20 protein-coding genes and 1 pseudogene are annotated in these 21,117 nt (G+C 49.0%); 18 read left to right on the top strand and 3 right to left on the bottom strand.

All coding sequences use genetic code 11. The annotated features are described in order from the left end of the window. Window positions 1-30 precede the first annotated feature (30 nt). Complete coding sequence (rplS, locus tag GY634_RS09430; RefSeq protein ID WP_166408287.1) at window positions 31-402, top strand: 50S ribosomal protein L19; 372 nt, start codon at window positions 31-33, stop codon at window positions 400-402. 67 nt (window positions 403-469) lie between these two features. Then, entirely contained in the window at window positions 470-1,192 is a 723-nt protein-coding gene (locus GY634_RS09425; protein WP_166408286.1) for a CoA pyrophosphatase, read from the top strand. A gap of 4 nt (window positions 1,193-1,196) precedes the next feature. Here GY634_RS09425 and rsgA read toward each other — a convergent pair whose 3' ends face one another. Both rsgA and GY634_RS09415 read right to left on the bottom strand, forming a co-directional pair. Next, entirely contained in the window at window positions 1,197-2,099 is a 903-nt protein-coding gene (rsgA, locus tag GY634_RS09420; RefSeq protein WP_166408285.1) for a ribosome small subunit-dependent GTPase A, read from the bottom strand. Next, window positions 2,077-3,339 (bottom strand): M48 family metallopeptidase, encoded by a 1,263-nt coding sequence (locus GY634_RS09415; protein WP_166408284.1) that lies wholly within the window; start codon window positions 3,337-3,339, stop codon window positions 2,077-2,079. The genes rsgA and GY634_RS09415 overlap by 23 nt, the downstream gene beginning before the upstream one ends. A 47-nt stretch (window positions 3,340-3,386) precedes the next feature. On the opposite strand from GY634_RS09415, the gene orn reads away from it, so the two are divergent. The 15 genes and pseudogenes from orn (at window position 3,387) to GY634_RS09345 (ending at window position 17,322) form a co-directional block, all read left to right on the top strand. Further along, on the top strand, window positions 3,387-3,935 hold the full coding sequence (gene orn / locus GY634_RS09410) for an oligoribonuclease (protein ID WP_166408283.1): 549 nt from the start codon (window positions 3,387-3,389) through the stop codon (window positions 3,933-3,935). 29 nt (window positions 3,936-3,964) lie between these two features. Beyond that, on the top strand, window positions 3,965-4,366 hold the full coding sequence (gene acpS / locus GY634_RS09405) for a holo-ACP synthase (protein ID WP_242683665.1): 402 nt from the start codon (window positions 3,965-3,967) through the stop codon (window positions 4,364-4,366). Window positions 4,367-4,389: 23 nt separating this feature from the next. Next, window positions 4,390-5,447 (top strand): annotated as a pseudogene (gene nagZ / locus GY634_RS09400) (beta-N-acetylhexosaminidase). After that, entirely contained in the window at window positions 5,410-7,233 is a 1,824-nt protein-coding gene (gene uvrC, locus GY634_RS09395) for an excinuclease ABC subunit UvrC (RefSeq protein ID WP_166408281.1), read from the top strand. The pseudogene nagZ and the gene uvrC overlap by 38 nt, the downstream one beginning before the upstream one ends. A 28-nt stretch (window positions 7,234-7,261) precedes the next feature. Further along, on the top strand, window positions 7,262-7,831 hold the full coding sequence (gene pgsA, locus GY634_RS09390) for a CDP-diacylglycerol--glycerol-3-phosphate 3-phosphatidyltransferase (protein ID WP_166408417.1): 570 nt from the start codon (window positions 7,262-7,264) through the stop codon (window positions 7,829-7,831). Window positions 7,832-7,835: 4 nt separating this feature from the next. After that, the gene (locus GY634_RS09385; protein ID WP_166408280.1) at window positions 7,836-9,089 is read left to right on the top strand and encodes an MFS transporter; all 1,254 of its coding nucleotides are present in this window, start codon (window positions 7,836-7,838) and stop codon (window positions 9,087-9,089) included. Between the two features lie 368 nt (window positions 9,090-9,457). Continuing rightward, entirely contained in the window at window positions 9,458-10,765 is a 1,308-nt protein-coding gene (gene aceA, locus GY634_RS09380; RefSeq protein WP_166408279.1) for an isocitrate lyase, read from the top strand. A gap of 213 nt (window positions 10,766-10,978) precedes the next feature. Continuing rightward, window positions 10,979-11,938: a P-type ATPase actuator domain-containing protein gene (locus GY634_RS09375; protein WP_166408278.1), complete on the top strand. Its 960-nt coding sequence runs from the start codon at window positions 10,979-10,981 to the stop codon at window positions 11,936-11,938. Between the two features lie 18 nt (window positions 11,939-11,956). Further along, window positions 11,957-12,133 (top strand): cbb3-type cytochrome oxidase assembly protein CcoS, encoded by a 177-nt coding sequence (gene ccoS / locus GY634_RS09370; RefSeq protein WP_166408277.1) that lies wholly within the window; start codon window positions 11,957-11,959, stop codon window positions 12,131-12,133. Between the two features lie 156 nt (window positions 12,134-12,289). Beyond that, window positions 12,290-13,774 carry a cytochrome-c oxidase, cbb3-type subunit I gene (gene ccoN / locus GY634_RS09365; RefSeq protein WP_166408276.1) on the top strand — a complete coding sequence of 495 codons (1,485 nt, stop codon included), beginning with the start codon at window positions 12,290-12,292 and terminating at the stop codon, window positions 13,772-13,774. A 10-nt stretch (window positions 13,775-13,784) separates the two neighbouring features. Then, window positions 13,785-14,444, top strand: coding sequence for a cytochrome-c oxidase, cbb3-type subunit II (gene ccoO, locus GY634_RS09360; protein ID WP_135865602.1), 660 nt, complete (start codon window positions 13,785-13,787; stop codon window positions 14,442-14,444). Window positions 14,445-14,446: 2 nt separating this feature from the next. Then, a complete protein-coding gene (locus GY634_RS17235; protein WP_242683664.1) occupies window positions 14,447-14,614 on the top strand; it encodes a cbb3-type cytochrome oxidase subunit 3 in 168 nt (55 codons plus the stop codon). After that, the gene (gene ccoP, locus GY634_RS09355) at window positions 14,607-15,515 is read left to right on the top strand and encodes a cytochrome-c oxidase, cbb3-type subunit III (protein WP_166408275.1); all 909 of its coding nucleotides are present in this window, start codon (window positions 14,607-14,609) and stop codon (window positions 15,513-15,515) included. Before GY634_RS17235 ends, ccoP begins: the two co-directional genes overlap by 8 nt. Window positions 15,516-15,553: 38 nt before the next feature. After that, window positions 15,554-17,062 carry a cytochrome c oxidase accessory protein CcoG gene (ccoG, locus tag GY634_RS09350; protein ID WP_166408274.1) on the top strand — a complete coding sequence of 503 codons (1,509 nt, stop codon included), beginning with the start codon at window positions 15,554-15,556 and terminating at the stop codon, window positions 17,060-17,062. A 26-nt stretch (window positions 17,063-17,088) separates the two neighbouring features. Beyond that, complete coding sequence (locus GY634_RS09345; protein WP_166408273.1) at window positions 17,089-17,322, top strand: hypothetical protein; 234 nt, start codon at window positions 17,089-17,091, stop codon at window positions 17,320-17,322. Window positions 17,323-17,418: 96 nt separating this feature from the next. Here GY634_RS09345 and fnr read toward each other — a convergent pair whose 3' ends face one another. Further along, a complete protein-coding gene (gene fnr, locus GY634_RS09340) occupies window positions 17,419-18,144 on the bottom strand; it encodes a fumarate/nitrate reduction transcriptional regulator Fnr (RefSeq protein WP_166408272.1) in 726 nt (241 codons plus the stop codon). A gap of 333 nt (window positions 18,145-18,477) precedes the next feature. On the opposite strand from fnr, the gene clpB reads away from it, so the two are divergent. Next, on the top strand, window positions 18,478-21,072 hold the full coding sequence (gene clpB / locus GY634_RS09335; RefSeq protein WP_166408271.1) for an ATP-dependent chaperone ClpB: 2,595 nt from the start codon (window positions 18,478-18,480) through the stop codon (window positions 21,070-21,072). The last annotated feature ends 45 nt before the right edge of the window (window positions 21,073-21,117 follow it).

Here is a 21,117-nt window from a genome sequence, read left to right as displayed (position 1 = left end):
ATACCCAGTCAAGATGCTTTGGAGCTAATTGTGAATCTTATCGAAATCCTGGAACAGGAAGAAATCCAACGCCTGACAAACGGTCAAGCACACCCTGAGTTCGCTCCTGGTGACACCGTTGTTGTGAACGTTAACGTAGTTGAAGGTACACGTAAACGTGTACAGGCTTACGAAGGTGTGGTGATTGGTCGCCGCAACCGTGGTCTGAACTCTTCTTTCATCGTACGTAAAATCTCTTCCGGTGAAGCAGTGGAACGTACATTCCAACTGTACTCCCCACAGGTTGCAAGTATTGAAGTTAAACGTCGTGGTGCTGTTCGTCGCGCGAAACTGTACTACCTGCGTAACCGCTCCGGTAAAGCTGCACGTATCAAAGAAAAATTGGTACGCAAAGCAGTTTAAGCGTAAAAGCTGTACTACCATCAGAAAGGGCACCTTAGGGTGCCTTTTTTGAAACTAGAGGGTGCTAATGTCTGAAATCTCGCCTACAGAAGCTAAACGGAGCATCTGGTTTAATCCAGAGACTCAACCCGTTATTGCACTAGACGCTTTACCTCGCTTGGCTGCAGAAGCCTTGCAAGAAGATTTCATACGTGAGGCTTTCAAAACCTTGGCCTCTGGACAGGTAGACCCTTACTTTCAAGATCAGTTTGTAGACAGTTTCACTACGGCTCCTACGGCTATACCAGCGGCGGTGTATCTGGGCTTGCTGCAGCGTAAGGAAGGCTTGTCTATGCTGTTCACGCGCCGCTCAGCGCAGTTGTTGCATCATGCCGGGCAGATTAGCTTTCCGGGTGGGCGCATAGACCCTGAAGATAGCAGTGTGCAAGCAGCTGCTTTGCGTGAGACCCACGAAGAGGTGGGCATAGAACCCGATTATTTAGAGCCATTAGGGCAGCAGCCTATTTTTTTAAGCTCTACGCGTTTTGCTATGTGTCCTGTGGTGGGTATGATTCATCCTGGCTATAGAATCGTGCCGTCGCCAGCAGAGGTATCCGAGGTGTTTGAAGTACCCTTGTCTACCTTGCTAGACCCTCGCCTACATACCTTGCATCAAGTGAAGGTGGATGGCGTGAACTATAGGCAGTATTTTGCTATTCGTTGGCAGCAGCATTTTATTTGGGGTGCAACGGCAGTGATTGTACGTAATTTCTACCATTACCTACACGCTGCGTACCAACGTTTAGCCTAAGTCCTTAGTAACGACTTTGCGCTTCGTACTCGGCGAGCAAGCGTTCGTACAGCGCATAACGCTCAGCATGAATTCTTCCTGCTTTTAAGGCTTCCACAATACCGCAGTGGGGTTCATGGCGGTGTGTGCAATTATAAAATTTGCAATTAGCCAGTTCCGCCATGAACTCAGGAAAGCCGCGCACAATATCCGAAGGCTCTAAGTGAGCTAATCCGAAGGTTTGGAATCCGGGCGAGTCTATTAGATCGCCTGTAATACCAGGTATGTGGTACAGGCGGGTGCTGGTGGTGGTGTGTCTGCCTGTGCCTAGGGCTTCAGAGTGTGTTTGGGTATGCGCTTTGGCCTCAGGGATTAAGGTGTTTAGCAGTGTGGATTTGCCCATCCCGCTTTGTCCCAACAGCAAGGTGCAGCGGTTTTCTAGCACAGGATACAGCAGCTCTTTTACTTGTTCTTCATTGAGTGCACTTAATTCAATGATGGGTATATTTAGATCGGCTAAAGGCTGCAGCTGTTTTCTGGCGTGTTCTACGCTAGGTAGATCTGCCTTGTTCAAAATAATGATAGGGGCAATGTCTGCAAACTCTGCAGCAACTAAGGCGCGCCCACACAGGTCTTCTGAAAAAGGCGGCTCAGAGGCCACAACAATCAATAATTGATCAATGTTGGCGGCAAACTGTTTGGAGCGTGCTTCGTCAGATCTATACAGCAGGTTGCGTCGTGGGTGTATGGTTTCAATGGTGCCTTGTTCTGCGCTTTGCACACTAAAGTCCACCGTATCCCCCACGCAGATCCCGCTACGTTTACCGCGTGTATAGCACTTGCGTACCTCGCCACTTTGGTCTTCTACAAAATAGTGACGGCCATGTGCCGCAATAACGGTACCACTAGATAGATTGCTGGTTTTCATAACGTTCCAGGTGTTGGAGGCGGCTTAACGCGCTTGGGTGCGTATCGTAAAACGCAGAGTGTAGGGGATCGGGGGTTAGGGTTGCCGCATTATCGTTATACAGCTTAAGCAGCGCATGGCGCAGGTGTATGGGTGGGCATTGCGCGGCAGCAAAGGCATCGGCTTGGTATTCGTGTTTTCTGGACGATAGATTGGTTAGCGGGGTAACCCAGAAGGTGAATATCGGCAAGCATAAGAAAAACAGCACTAGCGCCATACCGTCGTTGGCACGACCTAATTGTGGAATCACGCCTAGGTCTACATAGAACCAGGCTTTTTGCGACAGCCAGCCCAACACAATAAACAGAACTAGGGAGCCGACGAAGCTAAAAATGAGGCGCTGACGTATATGGTGGTGTTTGAAGTGCCCCAACTCGTGCGCCAATACGGCTTCGATTTCCTCATCATCCAGTTTGTTCAGTAAAGTGTCGAAAAATACGATGCGCTTGTTATTGCCTAGGCCCGTAAAGTAGGCGTTGCCATGGGCAGAACGCTTAGAGCCATCCATTACGAACAAACCATTGAGTTTGAAGCCACTGCGTTCGGCAAGAGCATTAATGCGATCACGCAGACTGTCACGTTCTAGTGGCTTAAAGCTGTTGAATAGCGGGGCAATAAACGTGGGATAGGCCCAAATCAAAAATAAGTTAAAGCACACCCAGAATAGCCATGCCCAGAGCGGCCATTGTGCTCCGGTCTTTTCCATAAATAGCAAGATTGCACCGGCGCAGGCGCTTAATAGCACCATGCTTAATAAGGTGCCTACTAGCGCATCGCGTACAAACAAAGCCGGGGTGAGGCGGTTGAAACCGAAATGTGCTTCTAGGCGGAATTTCTTCCACGCATTGAAGGGCAGGCTAATCAGCCCAAGTAAACCCGCCACACTAAGTATTAAGGCAATTTGTCGCCAAATCTCGTGATCAATATGGCGCGCCCAGAAAAGGTCTAGTTGTTGTAAGCCGCCAAGTAAGGTTAGCCCAATGAGCACCATAGCATCGACCAAGCGTTCATATTGATTTAGCTTGACCTTGGCAACCGTGTAGTCAGCGGCACGCTGGTGGCTGTGTAGAGAAATACGCGAGCTGAATTCCTCTGGTACAGTACTGCGGTGCAGCATCACGTGGTGAATCTGTCGTTGCGCTAACCAAAAGCGGGTAAACAGATCCAACAGAAAAAAGCCTAGGAAAAGGTAAGTGAACATGTAGTGCTGGTAGGTGTGCGAAAATAAGGTTTTTAAAGGAAGATTATATGGCGGTTACTACTCAACGTTTGGTCTGGCTTGACATGGAAATGACCGGACTAGACCCAGAAAAAGAACGTATTATCGAAGTCGCAGTCGTAGTGACTGAAGCTGATTTAAGCATTGTGGCAGAAGGTCCGGTGATCGTCATCCATCAAAGTAATGAATTGTTAGATGCCATGGATAACTGGAACAAAGGTACGCATGGTCGTAGTGGCTTGATTGATAAAGTAAAAGCTTCCACAACCACTGAAGCTCAAGCCGAAGATGAACTGCTGGTTTTCTTGAAAAAACATGTGCCTGAGGGCGTTTCCCCTTTGTGTGGGAACACCATTAGCCAAGACCGACGTTTCATGTACAAATACATGCCTCGTCTAGAACAGTACTTTCACTACCGTAATTTGGATGTCAGCACATTAAAAGAGTTGGCGCGTCGTTGGAAGCCTGAAGTGGTAAGCAGCTTTGTAAAACATAGCCGCCACGAAGCCTTGGCTGATATTTATGAGTCTATTGATGAGCTAAAACATTACCGTGAGCATTTCCTGAAAGTGGACTAAGCCTTACGTGTATGAATAGGGAGCACTACATGAGTAGCATTGCGGGTATAGGTACTGATATTACGTATGTATCACGCATTCAGGCCGCGTATGAACGACGGCCTGAACGTTTTGTGCAGCGCATATTGGGGCCTGAAGAACAGGTGGTGTTTGCGCGTCGCGTTGAGAGAGATCCGCGGCGTGGTATGCGCTACTTGGCCACCCGTTTTGCTGCCAAGGAAGCATTTTCTAAGGCGGTGGGGTTGGGGATGCGTATGCCCATGGCCTGGTCGCGTATGCAAGTGCTGAATGCACCCAGTGGTAAACCTACAGTAGTGCTGGCAGAACCGCTGGCGCACTGGTATAACCAACGTTTTGGTGCTGCACATGTCAGTCTGACAGACGAGTCTGATTTGGTGATGGCATTTGTGATTGTGGAAAGTCAGACCTAATGACTAAAAGTGGAAACATCAACATGAAGCAAAGTGAGCAGAGTTCAGTGTTGTTACCCGGTCCAGTAATGGTGGATGTGGCGGGTACGGAGTTAACGAAGCCGAACGACTGCGGTTACAGCATCCTCTTGTTGGGGGTGTGATCTTATTTGCGCGAAACTTTAGTTCCCGCGAACAGTTAACTGCTTTGTGTGCTGCTATACATGCTTCCAGAGACGAGCCTTTGTTAATTGCGGTAGACCATGAGGGCGGGCGTGTACAGCGTTTCAAAACCGATGGTTTTACGGCCTTACCTGCGATGCGTCACTTAGGTACCTTGTGGGAAAAAGATGCTAAGCAAGCGGCTGAAATGGCCGCTGCCGTTGGGTATGTGTTAGCGGCTGAATTGCGTGCATGTGGTGTAGACATGAGCTTTACACCCGTGCTGGATTTGGATTGGGGTGTGAGTGGGGTAATTGGTAATCGCGCTTTCCACCGTGATCCTAAAGCGGTATCGATGTTGGCAACGGGTTTGGTGCAAGGTTTGCATCGTGCTGGTATGGCAAGTTGTGGCAAGCATTTTCCAGGGCATGGTGCGGTAGAGGCTGATTCTCACCACGAAATTCCCGTTGATGAGCGCGACTTAGAACAAATCTTGAATGATGATGCGGCCCCCTATGGTTGGTTAGGCTCCATGGTGCTAGATAGTGTGATGCCTGCTCATGTTATCTACCCTAAAGTAGACGATAAACCCGCTGGGTTTTCTCGCTACTGGTTGCAGCGTGTGCTGCGTAAAGCGTTAGGGTATGAGGGCGTGATCTTCTCGGATGACCTCACCATGGAAGGCGCAACGGTGGCGGGTGATATCTTGGCGCGAGCCGAGGCAGCATTGGGTGCGGGTTGTGACATGGTCTTGGTATGCAACCGACCCGACTTAGCCGACGAGCTGTTGCAGCGTTTGCAGCACACATCTGACCCAGAGTCTGTGCAGCGTATACGCCGTTTGCGTTGTGTGGACCCTGCGCTTGCGTGGGATGCTTTGCAGTCTGACGAATATTATCAGCATGCCCGAGAGCTTCAATCTCAAATCGTTTCTAGCTGAGCTGCCTAACTTACCAGGTGTCTATAGACACCTGGACGAAGAGGGTACGGTGCTTTACGTGGGTAAAGCCAAAGATCTGAAAAAACGCGTTAATTCGTATTTTCAGAAAAATTTGGCCAGCCCGCGTATTGCACACATGGTGGCGCGCATAGCCCGCATTGAGGTGACGATTACTCCCAGCGAAGCGGAAGCGTTATTGCTGGAGAATAATCTCATCAAGCGTTTGCGGCCACGCTATAACATCCTGTTTAGGGACGATAAGTCGTACCCGTACTTGCAGTTAAGCGCACACGATGCACCACGTATTGCCTACTACAGGGGCAACACCAATGTGGGCGGACAGTTCTTTGGGCCGTACCCTAATGCGTGGGCCGTACGCGAAACCATTCAAATATTGCAGCGGGTCTTCCAACTGCGTACCTGTGAAGATGGCGTGTATGCACATCGCTCGCGCCCCTGTTTGCTGCATCAGATTCAGCGCTGTTCTGCGCCCTGTGTAGGCAGTATTGCTCTTGAAGACTACCAAGCTGATGTGCGACGTGCGGTGCGGTTTTTGTCAGGGCAGGCCAATGAGGTACTGCAAGAAATAGAGCAGCGCATGCAAGCCGCTTCTGAGGCACTAGACTTTGAGCAAGCAGCTATGCTGCGCGATCAGATGCGGGCGTTGTCCACGGTCTTGCAGCAGCAAACGATGGAGCATGCTGGCACCGATGATCTTGATGTGATTGCGGTGATAAGCGAAGAGGGCAAGGTGTGTGTGAACTTGGCGATGGTGCGTGGTGGTCGTCACTTAGGTGATAGGGCGTTTTTCCCTACCCAAGTGCAAGACGACACCCCCGAGGATGTATTGGCGGCATTTATTAGTCAGCACTATATAGAGCGCCCCTTACCGCCAGTGCTGGTGGTGTCACACAAGTTAGAAGACACGGCTATTTTGGATATGCTGAAAGAGCAAACGGGTAAAGAAGCTAGGTTGCTTATACGTCCTCAAGGAGTACGTAAAGCGTGGTTGGAACAAGCCCTTAAAAATGGTGAGTTGGCCTTAGCCCGTAAGCTGAATGAATCCATGACCAAAGCAGCCCGTACGCTAGATTTAGCCACTGTGCTGGGTTTAGAGGTGGATGATGAGGCACTAGAGGCGCTGACTATAGAGTGCTTTGATATTAGCCATACCGCCGGTGAAGCCACGCAAGCGTCATGTGTGGTGTATAGGCATCATGATATGCAGCCTACTTTGTATAGGCGTTACAACATTGCGGGTATTACGCCGGGCGATGATTATGCGGCGATGCGCCAAGTGTTATTTAGACGTTATGAACGTGTAGCAGAAGGTCAGGCAACCTTACCAGATGTAGTCTTGGTGGATGGTGGGAAAGGCCAGATATCCATGGCAAAACAAGTATTTAACGAACTTGGCTTAGATACGAATGTCTTGGTTGGGGTGGCCAAAGGTGAGGGCCGTAAAGTGGGCCTTGAAACCTTGATTTTTGCCGATGGCCGACCTGAGTTACGATTAGGAGTAGCCTCGCCAGCACTGATGTTGGTAGCTGAAGCGCGCGATGAAGCGCATAGATTTGCCATAACCGGCATGCGGGCACGTCGCGCAAAATCTAGGAATGTGTCACGATTAGAAGATATAGAAGGCGTAGGAGCAAAACGCCGGCAACGCTTGTTAGCACGCTTTGGTGGGTTTACAGGCGTAGTAAATGCGAGCATAGATGACCTAGCGTCTGTTGAAGGAATCTCTGCAGCATTAGCTGAGCGTATCTACTATGCGTTACGTTGATGTTTTGTAATACCGAGTTAGCCACATGATGCCACTTACTTTTCCCATGGCCCTGACCTGGTTGAGAATCTTAATGATCCCGCTGGTGCTGGCATTGTTTTTCTTGCCAGAAAGCTGGATGAACATACATTCACGCGATGTACTAGCCTGTGGTGCCTTTATTGTGGCGGCCATTACCGATTGGTTTGATGGTTGGTTGGCGCGACGTTGGAATCAAACCTCCGCCTTCGGCGCATTCTTAGACCCGGTTGCCGATAAATTGATGGTATCTGCAGCGCTATTGGTGTTGGTAGACCTAGGGCGTGTGGGTTTTGTGATCGCCTTTATTATTATTGGCCGTGAAATTGCTATTTCTGCCTTGCGCGAATGGATGGCGCAAATGGGGGCGAGCAGCAGTGTGGCGGTAAACTGGTTAGGCAAATTTAAAACAGCAGCGCAAATGTTAGCGATTCCCTGCTTGCTGTACTGGGAGCCTTACGAGGGCATACCCGTTGGCACCATTGGGCAGGTATTGATTATTATTGCTGCCATTCTGACCGTGTGGTCCATGTGTTACTACCTGAAGAAAGCTTGGCCAGAAATCGCCCGTAAGAGTTAAGACTATGGCTGCATCAGAGTTAAGCGTAGAAGACACCATTAGCCGTAAACAAGACTGGAGCATTATCAGTCTGATCGGTGTGGTGCACGCAAGTTCACACTTTTTTCAACTGCTGCTGCCTACGCTTTATGTGTTTCTGGCACGCGAGTTTGGTTTCGACTATGTTGAGCTAGGAGCCTTAGCCACTACCTTTTTTTTGGTGTCGTGTTTAGGGCAGGCCAGCTCAGGTTTTGTTGTGGATCGCATTGGACCCATTCCCGTATTGTTGTTCGGCTTGGGCGGGTTTGTGGTGTCGGGCATTATTATTGGCTTCGCCACCAGTTATTGGATGTTGTGGATAGCGGCAGCCATTGGCGGTGCCGGCAATTCTATTTTTCACCCCGTAGACTACTCCATTATTAACCACCGGGTTAGCGCTAGACGCTTGGGTCATGCCTTTAGCGTGCATGGGCTCACCGGCAATTTGGGCTGGGCCTTAACACCATTGTTTGTGTCAGCCATTGCCTCAGATCATGGTTGGCGAGCTGCCGCATTCTCAGCAGCAGGGTTGGTGGCCATCGTGTGGTGCGCTGCGTTTTTGGGTAGACACTTGCTGGCAGGGCAGCACGCCAAAGAGGTGGCGCAAGCCGCAGAAGAAACTACCGAGAAATCCTTGGCACGTGAAAGTGCGTGGCAAACACTGAAGATTTTATGTAGGCAGCCAGCGCTTTGGGGAGCGTTCTTGTTTTTCGCCTTCTCTTCTATGGCGTTGTCGTCGGTACAGAACTACACCATTCCTATGTTGGGTAGCGTGTATCACATTGATCCACTCGTAGCGGGTACAGCATTGTCAGCCTATATGGTGACGGCGGCGGTAGGGATGCTAGCTGGCGGTTTTCTGGTGGGTGCTGATGCCCGCAGTGAACGCACGGTATTCATGTCGTTGTGCTTTGCTGGCTTAATGTTGGTGTTTCTGGGTACAGGGTGGCTAAGTCCGTCAGTAGCTGTGGTCATGGTGGGATTGGCCGGGTTCTTCTCAGGCGTGGCAGCTCCGTCTCGCGATATGCTCATTCGACGCGTCACACCTAAAGGAGCCACGGGTACTGTGTATGGATTGGTGTACTCCGGTATGGATGTGGGTTCTTCATTAGCACCGTTAATGTTCGGTGCTATGTTAGATGCAGGCCTGAACCGCGGCCCATGGTTTGGGGCGGCTCTGGCTTTTTGTATTTCGGCATCGATGGCAGTGTGGATTGCTAAGGCAGCCGCAAAGAAATAATGCTCTGAAAAGGCTATCTCTCTATAGTATTCGCTATAGAGTGGTAGAAAAAAAACACCTCAGAAATTGGGATGGCGCCAATTTCTGAGGTGTTTTTTTATTTCCTATTGTTTTCCGGTACAAAAAGGTTCATTTTTCATATGGTGGTTATTTGTTTTCATATTATGAAAAGCAAATGGCGCGCTGCACAATAAGTTTTTCCATAAACAAAAATGTTGTTTCATATCTTGAAATATAAAAACTATCTAATTGATATTAATAAGAAAAATATATGGTCTTATATAAGATATAAGTGTGTTGCGGGCGCTGTATTTGCGTAGACTAATACTCATCTTGAACGTTTTCTTTTTCTTGTATTGGAGAGCAGCATGAGTAACCGCGAAACCGAAATCCGCAATTTGCAAAAATACTGGGCTGAAGACCCTCGTTGGCAAGGTATCAAACGCACCTACAGTGCAGAAGAAGTGATCCGTCTGCGTGGTTCTACCGTAGAAGAGCACACACTGGCACGTCGCGGTTCCGAAAAGCTGTGGCAAATGATTACCCAAGAGCCGTTTGTGAATGCATTGGGTGCATTGACAGGTAACCAAGCCATGCAGCAAGTGAAAGCAGGCTTGAAAGCGATTTACTTGTCCGGTTGGCAAGTTGCAGGTGATGCGAACGGTGCGGGCGAGATGTACCCAGACCAGTCTTTGTATCCTATCAATTCGGTTCCACAAGTAGTACGCCGTATTAACAATGCTCTGATGCGTTGCGATCAAATCCAATGGTCTGAAGGCATGAACCCTGGTGATGCGGGCTATATTGACTACTTAGCTCCTATCGTTGCCGACGCAGAAGCCGGTTTCGGTGGTGTGCTAAACGCGTTTGAACTGATGAAAGCCATGATCGTGGCTGGTGCGTCAGGTGTTCACTTTGAGGATCAGTTGGCTGCAGTGAAAAAATGTGGTCACTTGGGCGGTAAAGTGTTGGTTCCAACCCGCGAAGCTATCTCTAAATTAGTAGCGGCTCGATTGGCTGCCGATGTTCTGAATGTACCTACAGTATTGGTTGCTCGTACGGATGCTGAAGCGGCTGATTTGATCACTAGCGATGTGGATGAAAACGATCAGCCATTCATCACCGGTGAGCGCACGGTTGAGGGTTTCTTCCGCACTCGTCCAGGTGTAGAACAAGCTATTTCCCGTGGTTTGGCTTACGCACCGTATGCTGACTTGATCTGGTGTGAGACATCTACACCTAACTTGGAATACGCAAAACGCTTTGCTGAGGCCATTCACCGCCAGTTCCCAGGCAAAATGCTGTCGTACAACTGCTCGCCATCGTTTAACTGGAAGAAAAACCTGGATGACCAAACTATTGCGAAATTCCAACGCGAGTTGGGTGCAATGGGTTACAAATTCCAGTTCATCACCTTGGCTGGTTTCCACGCACTGAACTACGGCATGTTTGATTTGGCACATGGCTACGCACGCAACAACATGACGGCCTTTGTTGATTTGCAAGAGCGTGAGTTCGCTGCTGCTGAACGTGGTTTCACAGCGGTACGTCACCAGCGCGAAGTAGGTACTGGGTATTTCGATGCCGTAACACAAACTATCGAAGGCGGCCAGTCCTCTACAACAGCATTGGCAGGCTCCACCGAAGCTGCCCAATTTGCTAAAGCTGCTGAATAAGGCTAGCATCAGGGGTTGATACAAGCCGTAGCATCTTTGGATGCTACGGCTTGTTCTGTATCAAACAGAAGCGAGACGTTGGCAGACCTTCTGGTACCTTTGTAGTAAAATGCCCCCGACTAGTAACTCATATCATGTATTCAAGCTTTCGCGGATAACGGTTAGCATGCATGTAAATGGTTAATAAGCAGTTAACGCTTATCTATTCTCTTTATGCGCGCATACTCTATATTTACTATCCCTGCGGGTCTTTCCGACGAGCAGCGCCGCCAGCGCAAACATATGCTCGCGCGGTTGGGCTTGGCGTGGTTGGTTATGATGCAGGTCATGATGTTTGCTTTTCCAGGGTATTTGCGCTCAGAGACTATGGAGCCTGACAGTTTGGCCTTGATGGATAAGGCCATCATTTTGATGAACTGGGCGGGTTTAGTGCTGACTGTTCCCGTAATGCTTTACTGTGCTCAGCCTATCTGGGTAGGGGCATGGAACAGTCTTAAAAAATTCAAAGTTGGGATGGATGTGCCCGTTGCGTTAGGGATTATCGTGGCTTTCATCCCCAGCGTAGTCAACACGTGGCAAAGGCAGGGCGAAGTCTATTTCGACTCGGTCAGCATGTTTGTGGCGTTCTTGCTGACAGCCCGTTATTTAGAGTTCTGTGCTAGACAATCTATTAGTCGTGGTCAGTCTTTTGATCGCGTAGAGCAGTTTCGAGCTGGTATTTCGGTGCGAGCCAATACATTAGCTTTCTGGTTTGTCCTTATTCAAGTGATTTTGGCCTTGGTTTTAGGTGTGGTGTGGTTCTTTTATCAACCAGATCATGCTGTGGCAGTCATGGTGGCGTTATTCGTCATGAGCTGTCCCTGTGCCATGTCCATGTCCGTTCCCACTGCCGTTGCCGCCGCACAGGCGGGATTGATGGTGCAACCTGCACAATCTGACGCAGATATTTCTGCGCTCATCCAACGCACAGAACACATTTCAAAACAAAATTTATACGGTTCTATTGTCTGGCACCTGTTGATGACCCCCCTTGCTGCTGTAGGGTTGGTCTCTCCTTGGGTGGCTGCTGTTTCTATGTTGTTGTCTTCACTACTGGTGGCCCTGAACTCCTGGCGAATTTATCGTCAGCGTATTTCTGGTAATCACTTGTCTGGTAGTGAGGTCACTGCATAATCCAAAAGGTGGTACACCATGCTTGAGTCACTGTTTCTCCTGATTCCGATCTCGTTGCTGTTTGTGATCATGATTGGGGTGGCTCTATGGTGGGCTATCTTTGCTGGACAATTTGAAAACTCCCAATCCGCTGGCGAATCAATACTAAAAGATGATGACAGTACGCACAGGGATGTGGAGCGCACCAAGAAATAGTGTGTATTTGTGAGGATGTGTGGCAGTTGGTATAAATCCACACAATTACCACACTAATAATAAGTTCCCTGATTAAGATCAGGGAGCAACGGCCGAGCATGAGCGATCATGGCTCAGGAGATTAATTTTGTAATGTTAGTGTTATAGGGGAAGCAAATGGGCACTTCCGAGATAGTCGGGAAACAGGCCGAAGTCTTCAACTACGGTGTCGTGCGGCAGTTTTCTGTCATGACGGTGGTTTGGGGAATTATCGGCATGAGTGTCGGCTTACTGGTTGCCTTGCAACTGATTTGGCCTGAACTTAACTTCGAAACGCCATGGTTTAGCTATGGCCGTCTGCGTCCAGTACATACCAACTTGGTGATTTTCGCCTTCGGCGGTAACGCACTGTTCGCTACATCGTACTACGTGGTTCAACGTACCTGTCAGGTACGTCTGTACTGTACAAAACTGGCTTCTTTCACCTTCTGGGGTTGGCAGCTAGTGATGTTGGGGGCGCTGATTACTTTGCCTATGGGTTTCACCAGCAGCAAAGAATACGCTGAAATGGAATGGCCTCTGGATATCCTGATTACGATTGTCTGGGTATCGTATGCTGTGGTGTTCTTTGGCACTATCGTTAAACGCCGTGTGCGTCACATTTATGTGGCGAACTGGTTCTACGGTGCTTTCATTACCACTATTGCTGTATTGCACATCTTCAATAACTTGGAAATTCCGGTTTCCATGTGGAAGTCCTACTCGGTTTACGCCGGTGTGCAAGATGCGATGGTGCAGTGGTGGTACGGCCATAACGCCGTAGGTTTCTTCCTGACCACGAGCTTCTTGGGGATGATGTACTACTTCGTACCTAAGCAAGCTAACCGTCCGGTGTACTCCTACCGTTTGTCCATTGTGCACTTCTGGGCATTGGCCTTTACGTACATGTGGGCTGGTCCTCACCACTTGCTGTACACATCCTTGCCTGACTGGACCCAATCCTTGGGTATGACCTTCTCGCTGATCCTGTTGGCTCCATCATGGGGCGGTATGATCAACGGTATCATGACCTTGTCGGGTGCTTGGCACAAACTGCGTACAGATCCTATCTTGAAGTTCTTGGTAACCTCATTGTCCTTCTACGGTATGTCTACCTTTGAAGGTTCCATGATGGCTATCCGCACAGTGAACTCCCTGTCCCACTACACTGACTGGACTATCGGTCACGTGCACTCGGGTGCGTTGGGTTGGGTAGCGATGGTGACCTTTGGTTCCCTGTACTACATGATTCCTCGCTTGTATGGCCAAAAACAGATGGCTCTGCCAAAACTGGTAGAAGTTCACTTCTGGGTGGCTACATTGGGTGTGGTGCTGTATATCGCCGCGATGTGGATTTCCGGTGTGATGCAAGGTTTGATGTGGCGTGCAACCGCTCCTGATGGTCTGTTGACATACAGCTTCGTCGAAGGGGTGAAAGCAACTTATCCGTTCTATGCAATTCGTGCATTGGGTGGCTTTATGTTTGTTTGCGGTATTGTCATGATGGGCGTGAACGTCTTCTTGACAGCATGGGGCAAACCTCGTGTGAACCCTGTTGTTCCGCTGACTAACCCTGATGCGATCAGTCCGACTAACGTTGGTCCGGCTGTTGTTACGGAATAAGGAGCAATCAATGTCCTCATCTGAGAAAAAAGGTTTTACACACGCCACGATTGAGCGCAACGTTGGTTTGCTGATTGTGCTCAGTATTCTGGTGATTTCCTTTGCGGGTTTGGTACAGATCGTGCCGCTGTTTTTCCAGCACTCTATGACTGAGCCCACAGAAGGCGTGAAGCCTTACGAGCCTCTGCGTTTGGTAGGTAGAGATATCTACATTCGTGAGGGTTGCGTAGGCTGTCACTCCCAACAAGTCCGTATGCTGCAATCTGAAGTGCAGCGTTACGGTCCTTACTCACTGGCCGGTGAGACTGTGTACGATCACCCCTTCTTGTGGGGTTCCAAACGTACTGGTCCTGACTTGGCTCGTGTAGGTGGTGTGTACACTGATAACTGGCACCGTATTCACCTGCGTAATCCACGTGATACTGAACCTGCTTCTAACATGCCGGCTTACCCTTGGCTGCAACATAACAGTGTAGAAAATGACGACGTGCGTGCACGTATGAATGCTCTGCGCATTATTGGTGTGCCATATACCGACGAGCAGATTGAAAAAGCACCTCAGCAATTGGTTGGTAAAACCGAAGAAGATGCGCTGATCGCTTATCTGCAAGGTATGGGGGTTGAAGGTCGTGCAGCAGCTGAACAAGCTGTAGCCGAAGGGAGACGCTAATCATGGTTGCATTCTTGAATGGTCTGATGACAATACTTGGCATTTTGACGTTCATTGGTATTGTGATCTGGGCGTGGTCGGATGGCCGTAAAAAGGCCAACCATGATGGGTCTATGCTTCCGTTCGCATTACCGGATGAAGCTGACGAGCAGGGAGGTTCGAATGGGTGATTTTTTTAATCAAGGCTGGAGTATTTATATCTCCGCTATAGCTTTGTTGGGTATAGCCTTCTGTCTGTGGCTGTTATGGACACAGCGTGCATGGCTATCACCGTCGATGGAAGAGCAAGAATCCTCCCACGTATGGGATGGCAACATCACTGAGCTCAATACAAACGTGCCACGTTGGTGGACCGTGATGTACGTGTTGCTGTGTATCTTCGCATTGGGCTACCTGATCATGTATCCAGGTCTGGGTAGTTACCAAGGTATGCTGAGCTACTCAGCAGCTAAAGAAGTGCAAGCGCAACAAGAGCAAATTAACGCCCGTTTGGCACCTACTTACGAGCGTTTCCGTGAGATGCCACTTGAGCAAATCGCTGACGATGCTGAAGCACGTGCTATTGGTCAGCGTTTGTTCCTGAACAATTGTGCGCAGTGTCACGGTTCTGATGCTCAAGGTAGCCCAAGCTTTCCTAACCTGACAGACAGTACATGGATGTGGGGCGGTAAGCCTGAGGATATTCTGCATACCATTACTGAAGGTAGACGCGGCATCATGACAGCACACAAAGGTGTGTTGACTCCTGGTGAGGCTTCCGACATCGCTCAGTATGTACGCTCCTTGAATAGCTTGGCACATGACCAATCACGTGTACCGTCTGGCAAAAAACTGTTTGAACAAACATGTTTTGCATGTCACGGTGCGGATGCTAAAGGCAATCAATTGTTGGGTGCTCCTGACCTGACTAGCGGTAACTGGCTGTATGGCAGTTCAGAGGCCGTGATTGTTGAAGGTATTTTGAACGGTCGTGATAACCAAATGCCAGCCCAGAAAAACCGTCTGACCGAAGAGCAAATTCGTTTGCTGGCTGGTTGGGTATGGGGTCTGAGCAACAACACTTCTAAGTAAGCGTTGTGGTGTGATTATTGTGTAAGTTGAGGTAAAGCATGAGTAGTGACGCTCCCCATCGTCGTCCAGACGAAGGAAATACAGAGCAGGTACCGGAATGGCAACCACCTATTTCCTCCAATCCGGTAACAGCTAAGGCGTCCGCTCATGCTGTTAAGGTCGTCGATATTAATCAGAAGATCTATGCGCGATCAGTAAAAGGGGTATTCGCCAACTGGCGAATCGCCCTTGTATTCTTCACACAGATTATTTATTACGGTTTGCCATGGTTGCAGTGGAATGACCGTCAAGCTGTACTGTTTGATCTGGGTACACGAAAGTTCTATATGTTCGGCATTGTGATGTGGCCTCAGGATATTATTTACCTGACCGTCATATTAATTTTGTCGGCATTCTCGCTGTTTCTTTTTACGGCGATGGCGGGGCGACTATTCTGTGGTTACGCCTGTCCGCAAACGGTATATACCGAAATATTTATGTGGGTTGAGCGCAAGGTGGAAGGCGACCGTATGGCGCGTATCCGTCTTGATGAAGCACCTTGGAGTGCCAAGAAGCTGCGTCTCAAAGCCACTAAGCATTTTTTCTGGATAGTAATTGCGCTGTGGACTGGCTTTACGTTCATAGGCTATTTTGCGCCTATTCGTGAGCTGGGTTCTCAGATCATGGATTTCACGTTAGGCCCATGGCAGTGGTTCTGGTTGTTGTTCTACGGTTTTGCTACCTGGGGTAACGCAGGCTTCCTGCGCGAGGCTATCTGTAAATACATGTGCCCGTACGCACGCTTCCAAAGTGTGATGGTGGATGACGACACCTTTGTGGTGAGTTATGACCATGTACGTGGTGAGCCACGCGGTAAGCGTTCTAAAAAGGTAGACCATAAAGAGGCAGGCTTAGGGGATTGCGTAGACTGTACCCTCTGTGTGCAGGTCTGTCCGACCGGCATCGATATTCGAGAAGGGCTGCAATACATGTGTATTGGTTGCGGGGCCTGTGTCGATGCCTGTGATGATGTAATGGAAAAACTGGATTATCCTAAAGGCTTAATCCGTTATACCTCGGGTCGTGCTATTACAGAAAGGCTGACCCAAGACCAAGTTCGTAGGCATATGTTTAGGCCGCGTATCTTGGTGTATATTGCCATTTTGAGCCTTATTACTGTAGCAGCGGTTTACTCGCTGATGGCCCGTAATGATCTGCACATGGATGTGATTCGAGATCGAGGGGTAATGGGGCGTGAAGTGCCAGGCGGTCATATAGAGAACATCTACAGACTGCAAATGATGAACAAATCAGAACAACCTATGCGTATTGAACTTGGTGCGGAAGGGTTCTCTGGTATCACTATTAGTACGGTGAGCGGTGGCAGCTCAGAGGTCGTTGTTCCAGCGGCCACAAATGAGCTGATTCCTGTGCACGTACAGGTTCCGGTAGATGTGGGCTTGAAAGAGGGGATGCACGACATTGTGATTACCGCTCGTAAGTCTGCAGATGCGGATTCCGGTGAAGAGTTCATCAGTGAGAAAACCCGTTTTTATGTGCCACGTTAAGGTGCACGCTAGATAAAGGACCCATCATGGCAAATGCAGTTGATCAGGAATTGGATACTCAACCGTGGTTTAAAGAGCCATGGCCATGGATCTTAATGGCTGGCCCTTTCCTTGCAATGGTGGGCTGTTTCATCACTATTGCGTTGGTATTGCAGCCTACAGGTGTGAGCGAAACCATTAACGACGGTGGCCAGAAGCGCGGCTTAGTTGTTACACGAGATGCGGCACCAGAAGCTCCAGCGGTAGTAGAAGCTGAATAAACACAGCGGATAGCAATAAAAAATCCCACGTTTTAGCGTGGGATTTTTTTATGGTGCAACAACTAAGGTGTTGTGCGTAACAGAGGCAAACGCGTATTAGCAGTCGACCCCGGCCATGGCTTGCAGGGCAGGTAGGTCTAAGATCATGACTTCGCGTTGTTGAATGCGTAACAGACCTTCGCGTGCAAAGCGAGAAAACAAACGGCTAACCGTTTCCAGTGTTAGGCCTAAAAAGTTACCGATTTCTTCCCGGCTCATGCGCAAAATGAACTGGTAAGGGGAGTAACCCAAGGTAGACAAACGCTGCGAAAGATTAATCAAGAAGGCCGCTAAACGCTGCTCAGAGCGTAGTGCACCCAGATTCATGATAAGGGTATGGGCACGGTTGATTTCTTTGCTCATCAAACGGCGTAGTTGCTGCTGCAAGATAGGCAGTTGCAACGACAGTTTATCCAGTTCGTTTAATGGCATGACACAGACTTCGCTGTCTTCCAAGGCAATGGAGTGCGAGACATGGCGGTTATTAAGTAAACCATCCATACCAATAATTTCACCTGGCAGTAAAAAGCCGGTGATTTGCACTTGGCCAGAAGCATCTTCCAGTTGTGTCTTGATACTGCCGGTGCGCAATGCGTAGATTGCGTCCACTTCATCATCAAGATGGAACAGGACAGAGCCTTTGCTCAGACGTATACGCTCCTTGACCAGATCATCCAGCTTTTGTAGGTCGTGGCTGGACATCCCAAGCGGCAAGCAGATTTCATTCAGCATGCAGGATGAGCAACGTATAGCATCGTGATTGACAGAGATTCGTTTTTGCATAGAAAGCGGCTGTGTCTGAAAACACTCTGGACGGTAAACCGTAACCAGATGCTGTAATCAAGCACAGCGTAAAAATCGCACTTCGGAGTGAAGTGCCACACTTGCTATTCTAGCGTATTTAAAAGCTCTTTTTGAAACATCAAGGGTTTTGCTTTTTCTTTTATTTTAGAGGCTTGCAATAATTGTAATAAAATGCAAATAAGCACATAAATGATTTTTAACGCCTCTTGAAGTTTGACTCTTTGACATCATCTATAAGTCAAGCGAAATTAATCTGGTGCAGTCTGTGAATACTCAACGCAAGATTCTGCACATTACTTAGAGTAAGGCAACATGCGAATTGATAAATTAACGACAAAATTCCAACAAGCTTTGGCAGATGCCCAAAGTTTGGCATTGCAACAGGGCAATTCATATCTGGAACCTGTACACGTATTAGCAGCTTTGTTGGCTGACGTGGATTCCGGAGCAGGCAGTCTATTGGCGCGTGCAGGTGTGGCCGTGCCCCGCTTACAAGCGGAAGTGAAAAAAGCGATTGATGCATTACCGCAGATTTCTTCTGGTGATGTGAATTTAAATATTAGTCGCGAATTGCAAAGTGCATTAGCGCTAACTGAAAAAGAAGCTACCTCTCGCGGTGATACCTATATTGCTAGCGAATTATTCTTATTGGTATTAAGCCGAGATAAAGGGCAGGCCGGTAGGTTATTAAAAGAAGCGGGTTTAAATGAACAAGCATTGGTGGCTGCGATAGAAGCAGTTCGTGGTGGTGAATCGGTAAACGATGCGGAAGGCGATGCCAACCGTGAAGCGTTGTCCAAATACACCACTGACCTGACAGACCGCGCACGTTTGGGCAAGTTGGACCCTGTGATTGGACGTGACGATGAAATCCGTCGCTCTATTCAAATCCTGCAACGTAGAACCAAAAACAACCCTGTGTTGATTGGTGAACCTGGTGTGGGTAAAACCGCGATTGTGGAAGGTTTGGCTCAGCGTATCGTGAATAACGAGGTGCCTGAGAACCTGAAAAACAAACGGGTGTTGGTATTGGATTTGGCCGCCTTGCTGGCCGGTGCTAAATACCGTGGTGAATTTGAAGAGCGTCTGAAAGCCGTATTGAAAGAACTGTCTCAAGATGCGGGTAAGACCATTCTCTTCATTGATGAGATCCACACCATGGTGGGGGCAGGTAAAGCTGAGGGTGCGATGGATGCTGGCAATATGCTGAAACCCGCGCTGGCCCGTGGTGAACTGCACTGTATTGGTGCAACCACGCTGGACGAGTACCGTCAATACATAGAGAAAGATGCTGCGTTAGAGCGCCGTTTCCAAAAAGTGTTGGTGGATGAGCCTGATGTAGAGTCCACCATTGCGATCCTGCGTGGTTTGCGTGAGCGTTATGAACTGCACCACGGTGTGGCGATTACTGACCCCGCGATTGTGGCTGCTGCTGAGCTGTCTAACCGTTACATTACCGACAGATTCCTGCCGGATAAAGCGATTGACTTGATTGACGAAGCCGCTGCCCGTATTCGTATGGAAATCGACTCTAAGCCTGAAGTGATGGATAGGCTAGACCGACGCATGATTCAGCTCAAGATTGAGCGCGAAGCGGTGCGTAAGGAAACCGACGATGCGTCACAACGTCGTTTAGCAACCATCGAAGAAGAGCTGGAGCGTTTGCAACGCGAGTACAACGACTTTGAAGAGGTTTGGAAAGCCGAAAAAGCGGCCGTGCAAGGTACGCAATCCATTAAGGAAGAAATTGAACAGTTAAAAGCAGAAATGGCTGAGCTGCAACGCAAAGGCCAGTTCGATAAGTTGGCTGAGTTGCAGTATGGTAAGTTGCCCGAGCTAGAGGGCCGTTTGGCTACCGCCGAGCATTCCAAAGACAAATTGGAAGACAAACCTAAGCTTTTACGTACGCAGGTAGGTACAGAAGAGATTGCTGAGGTGGTATCACGTGCTACAGGTATTCCTGTTTCGCGCATGATGCAAGGCGAGCGTGAAAAACTGCTGAATATGGAACAGCACCTTGAAGAGCGTGTGGTGGGCCAGAATGAAGCGGTATCGTTGGTGGCTGATGCTATTCGACGTTCACGTGCTGGTCTGGCTGATCCTTCTAAACCGTATGGTTCGTTCTTGTTCTTAGGTCCTACCGGCGTGGGTAAAACCGAGCTGACTAAAGCTTTGGCTGCCTTCCTGTTTGACTCTGAAGATCATTTGATTCGTATTGATATGTCAGAGTTTATGGAGAAACATTCCGTAGCGAGACTGATTGGTGCGCCTCCGGGCTATGTGGGTTACGAACAAGGCGGTTACTTAACAGAAGCCGTACGTCGCAAACCCTATAGTGTGATTTTGCTGGACGAGGTAGAAAAAGCTCACCCTGATGTGTTTAACATCTTGCTGCAGGTGCTGGACGACGGTCGCCTGACTGATGGCCAAGGTAGAACAGTAGATTTCCGTAATACCGTGGTGATCATGACCTCTAACTTGGGTGCTCATCACATCCAAGAAATGGTGGGCGAACCTTACGAGAAAGTGAAGTCTGCGGTATGGGAAGAGGTCAAACTCTCTTTCCGTCCAGAGTTCTTGAACCGTATTGACGAAGTTGTGGTGTTCCACGCACTGGGCGAGGCGCAGATTCAATCTATTGCCAAAATCCAGTTGCAACGTTTGGCACAACGTTTGGCAGACAGAGGTATGCAGTTGGAAGTTAGCGATGCTGCCTTGGCTGAAGTGGCAAAAGTTGGTTTCGATCCATTGTTTGGTGCTAGACCGCTGAAACGAGCTATCCAGCAGAACATCGAGAACCCAGTGGCTAAACTGATCTTGGAAGGCCAGTTCGGTGAAGATGATGTAGTACCTGTAGACTGGAGAGACGGTAGTTTCGTGTTTGACCAGAAAGCAGGCGCTGCTTAACACTACGCTGAAGTAGTCACAAAAAAGCCCCCTCTTGAAAAAGAG

It is taken from the genome of Paenalcaligenes suwonensis (genome assembly GCF_011290505.1).
Lineage (GTDB): Bacteria > Pseudomonadota > Gammaproteobacteria > Burkholderiales > Burkholderiaceae_B > Paenalcaligenes > Paenalcaligenes suwonensis.
This window is presented reverse-complemented; position numbering and strand designations above follow the sequence as displayed.

What these genes read in the sequence shown, in the direction of transcription:
- GY634_RS09425 (WP_166408286.1), top strand. Translation starts at nt 470, where the DNA reads ATGTCTGAAATCTCGCCTACAGAAGCTAAACGGAGCATCTGGTTTAAT.
- rsgA (WP_166408285.1), bottom strand. Translation starts at nt 2,099, where the DNA reads ATGAAAACCAGCAATCTATCTAGTGGTACCGTTATTGCGGCACATGGC.
- GY634_RS09415 (WP_166408284.1), bottom strand. Translation starts at nt 3,339, where the DNA reads ATGTTCACTTACCTTTTCCTAGGCTTTTTTCTGTTGGATCTGTTTACC.
- orn (WP_166408283.1), top strand. Translation starts at nt 3,387, where the DNA reads ATGGCGGTTACTACTCAACGTTTGGTCTGGCTTGACATGGAAATGACC.
- acpS (WP_242683665.1), top strand. Translation starts at nt 3,965, where the DNA reads ATGAGTAGCATTGCGGGTATAGGTACTGATATTACGTATGTATCACGC.
- uvrC (WP_166408281.1), top strand. Translation starts at nt 5,410, where the DNA reads ATGCCCGAGAGCTTCAATCTCAAATCGTTTCTAGCTGAGCTGCCTAAC.
- pgsA (WP_166408417.1), top strand. Translation starts at nt 7,262, where the DNA reads ATGCCACTTACTTTTCCCATGGCCCTGACCTGGTTGAGAATCTTAATG.
- GY634_RS09385 (WP_166408280.1), top strand. Translation starts at nt 7,836, where the DNA reads ATGGCTGCATCAGAGTTAAGCGTAGAAGACACCATTAGCCGTAAACAA.
- aceA (WP_166408279.1), top strand. Translation starts at nt 9,458, where the DNA reads ATGAGTAACCGCGAAACCGAAATCCGCAATTTGCAAAAATACTGGGCT.
- GY634_RS09375 (WP_166408278.1), top strand. Translation starts at nt 10,979, where the DNA reads ATGCGCGCATACTCTATATTTACTATCCCTGCGGGTCTTTCCGACGAG.
- ccoS (WP_166408277.1), top strand. Translation starts at nt 11,957, where the DNA reads ATGCTTGAGTCACTGTTTCTCCTGATTCCGATCTCGTTGCTGTTTGTG.
- ccoN (WP_166408276.1), top strand. Translation starts at nt 12,290, where the DNA reads ATGGGCACTTCCGAGATAGTCGGGAAACAGGCCGAAGTCTTCAACTAC.
- ccoO (WP_135865602.1), top strand. Translation starts at nt 13,785, where the DNA reads ATGTCCTCATCTGAGAAAAAAGGTTTTACACACGCCACGATTGAGCGC.
- GY634_RS17235 (WP_242683664.1), top strand. Translation starts at nt 14,447, where the DNA reads ATGGTTGCATTCTTGAATGGTCTGATGACAATACTTGGCATTTTGACG.
- ccoP (WP_166408275.1), top strand. Translation starts at nt 14,607, where the DNA reads ATGGGTGATTTTTTTAATCAAGGCTGGAGTATTTATATCTCCGCTATA.
- ccoG (WP_166408274.1), top strand. Translation starts at nt 15,554, where the DNA reads ATGAGTAGTGACGCTCCCCATCGTCGTCCAGACGAAGGAAATACAGAG.
- GY634_RS09345 (WP_166408273.1), top strand. Translation starts at nt 17,089, where the DNA reads ATGGCAAATGCAGTTGATCAGGAATTGGATACTCAACCGTGGTTTAAA.
- fnr (WP_166408272.1), bottom strand. Translation starts at nt 18,144, where the DNA reads ATGCAAAAACGAATCTCTGTCAATCACGATGCTATACGTTGCTCATCC.
- clpB (WP_166408271.1), top strand. Translation starts at nt 18,478, where the DNA reads ATGCGAATTGATAAATTAACGACAAAATTCCAACAAGCTTTGGCAGAT.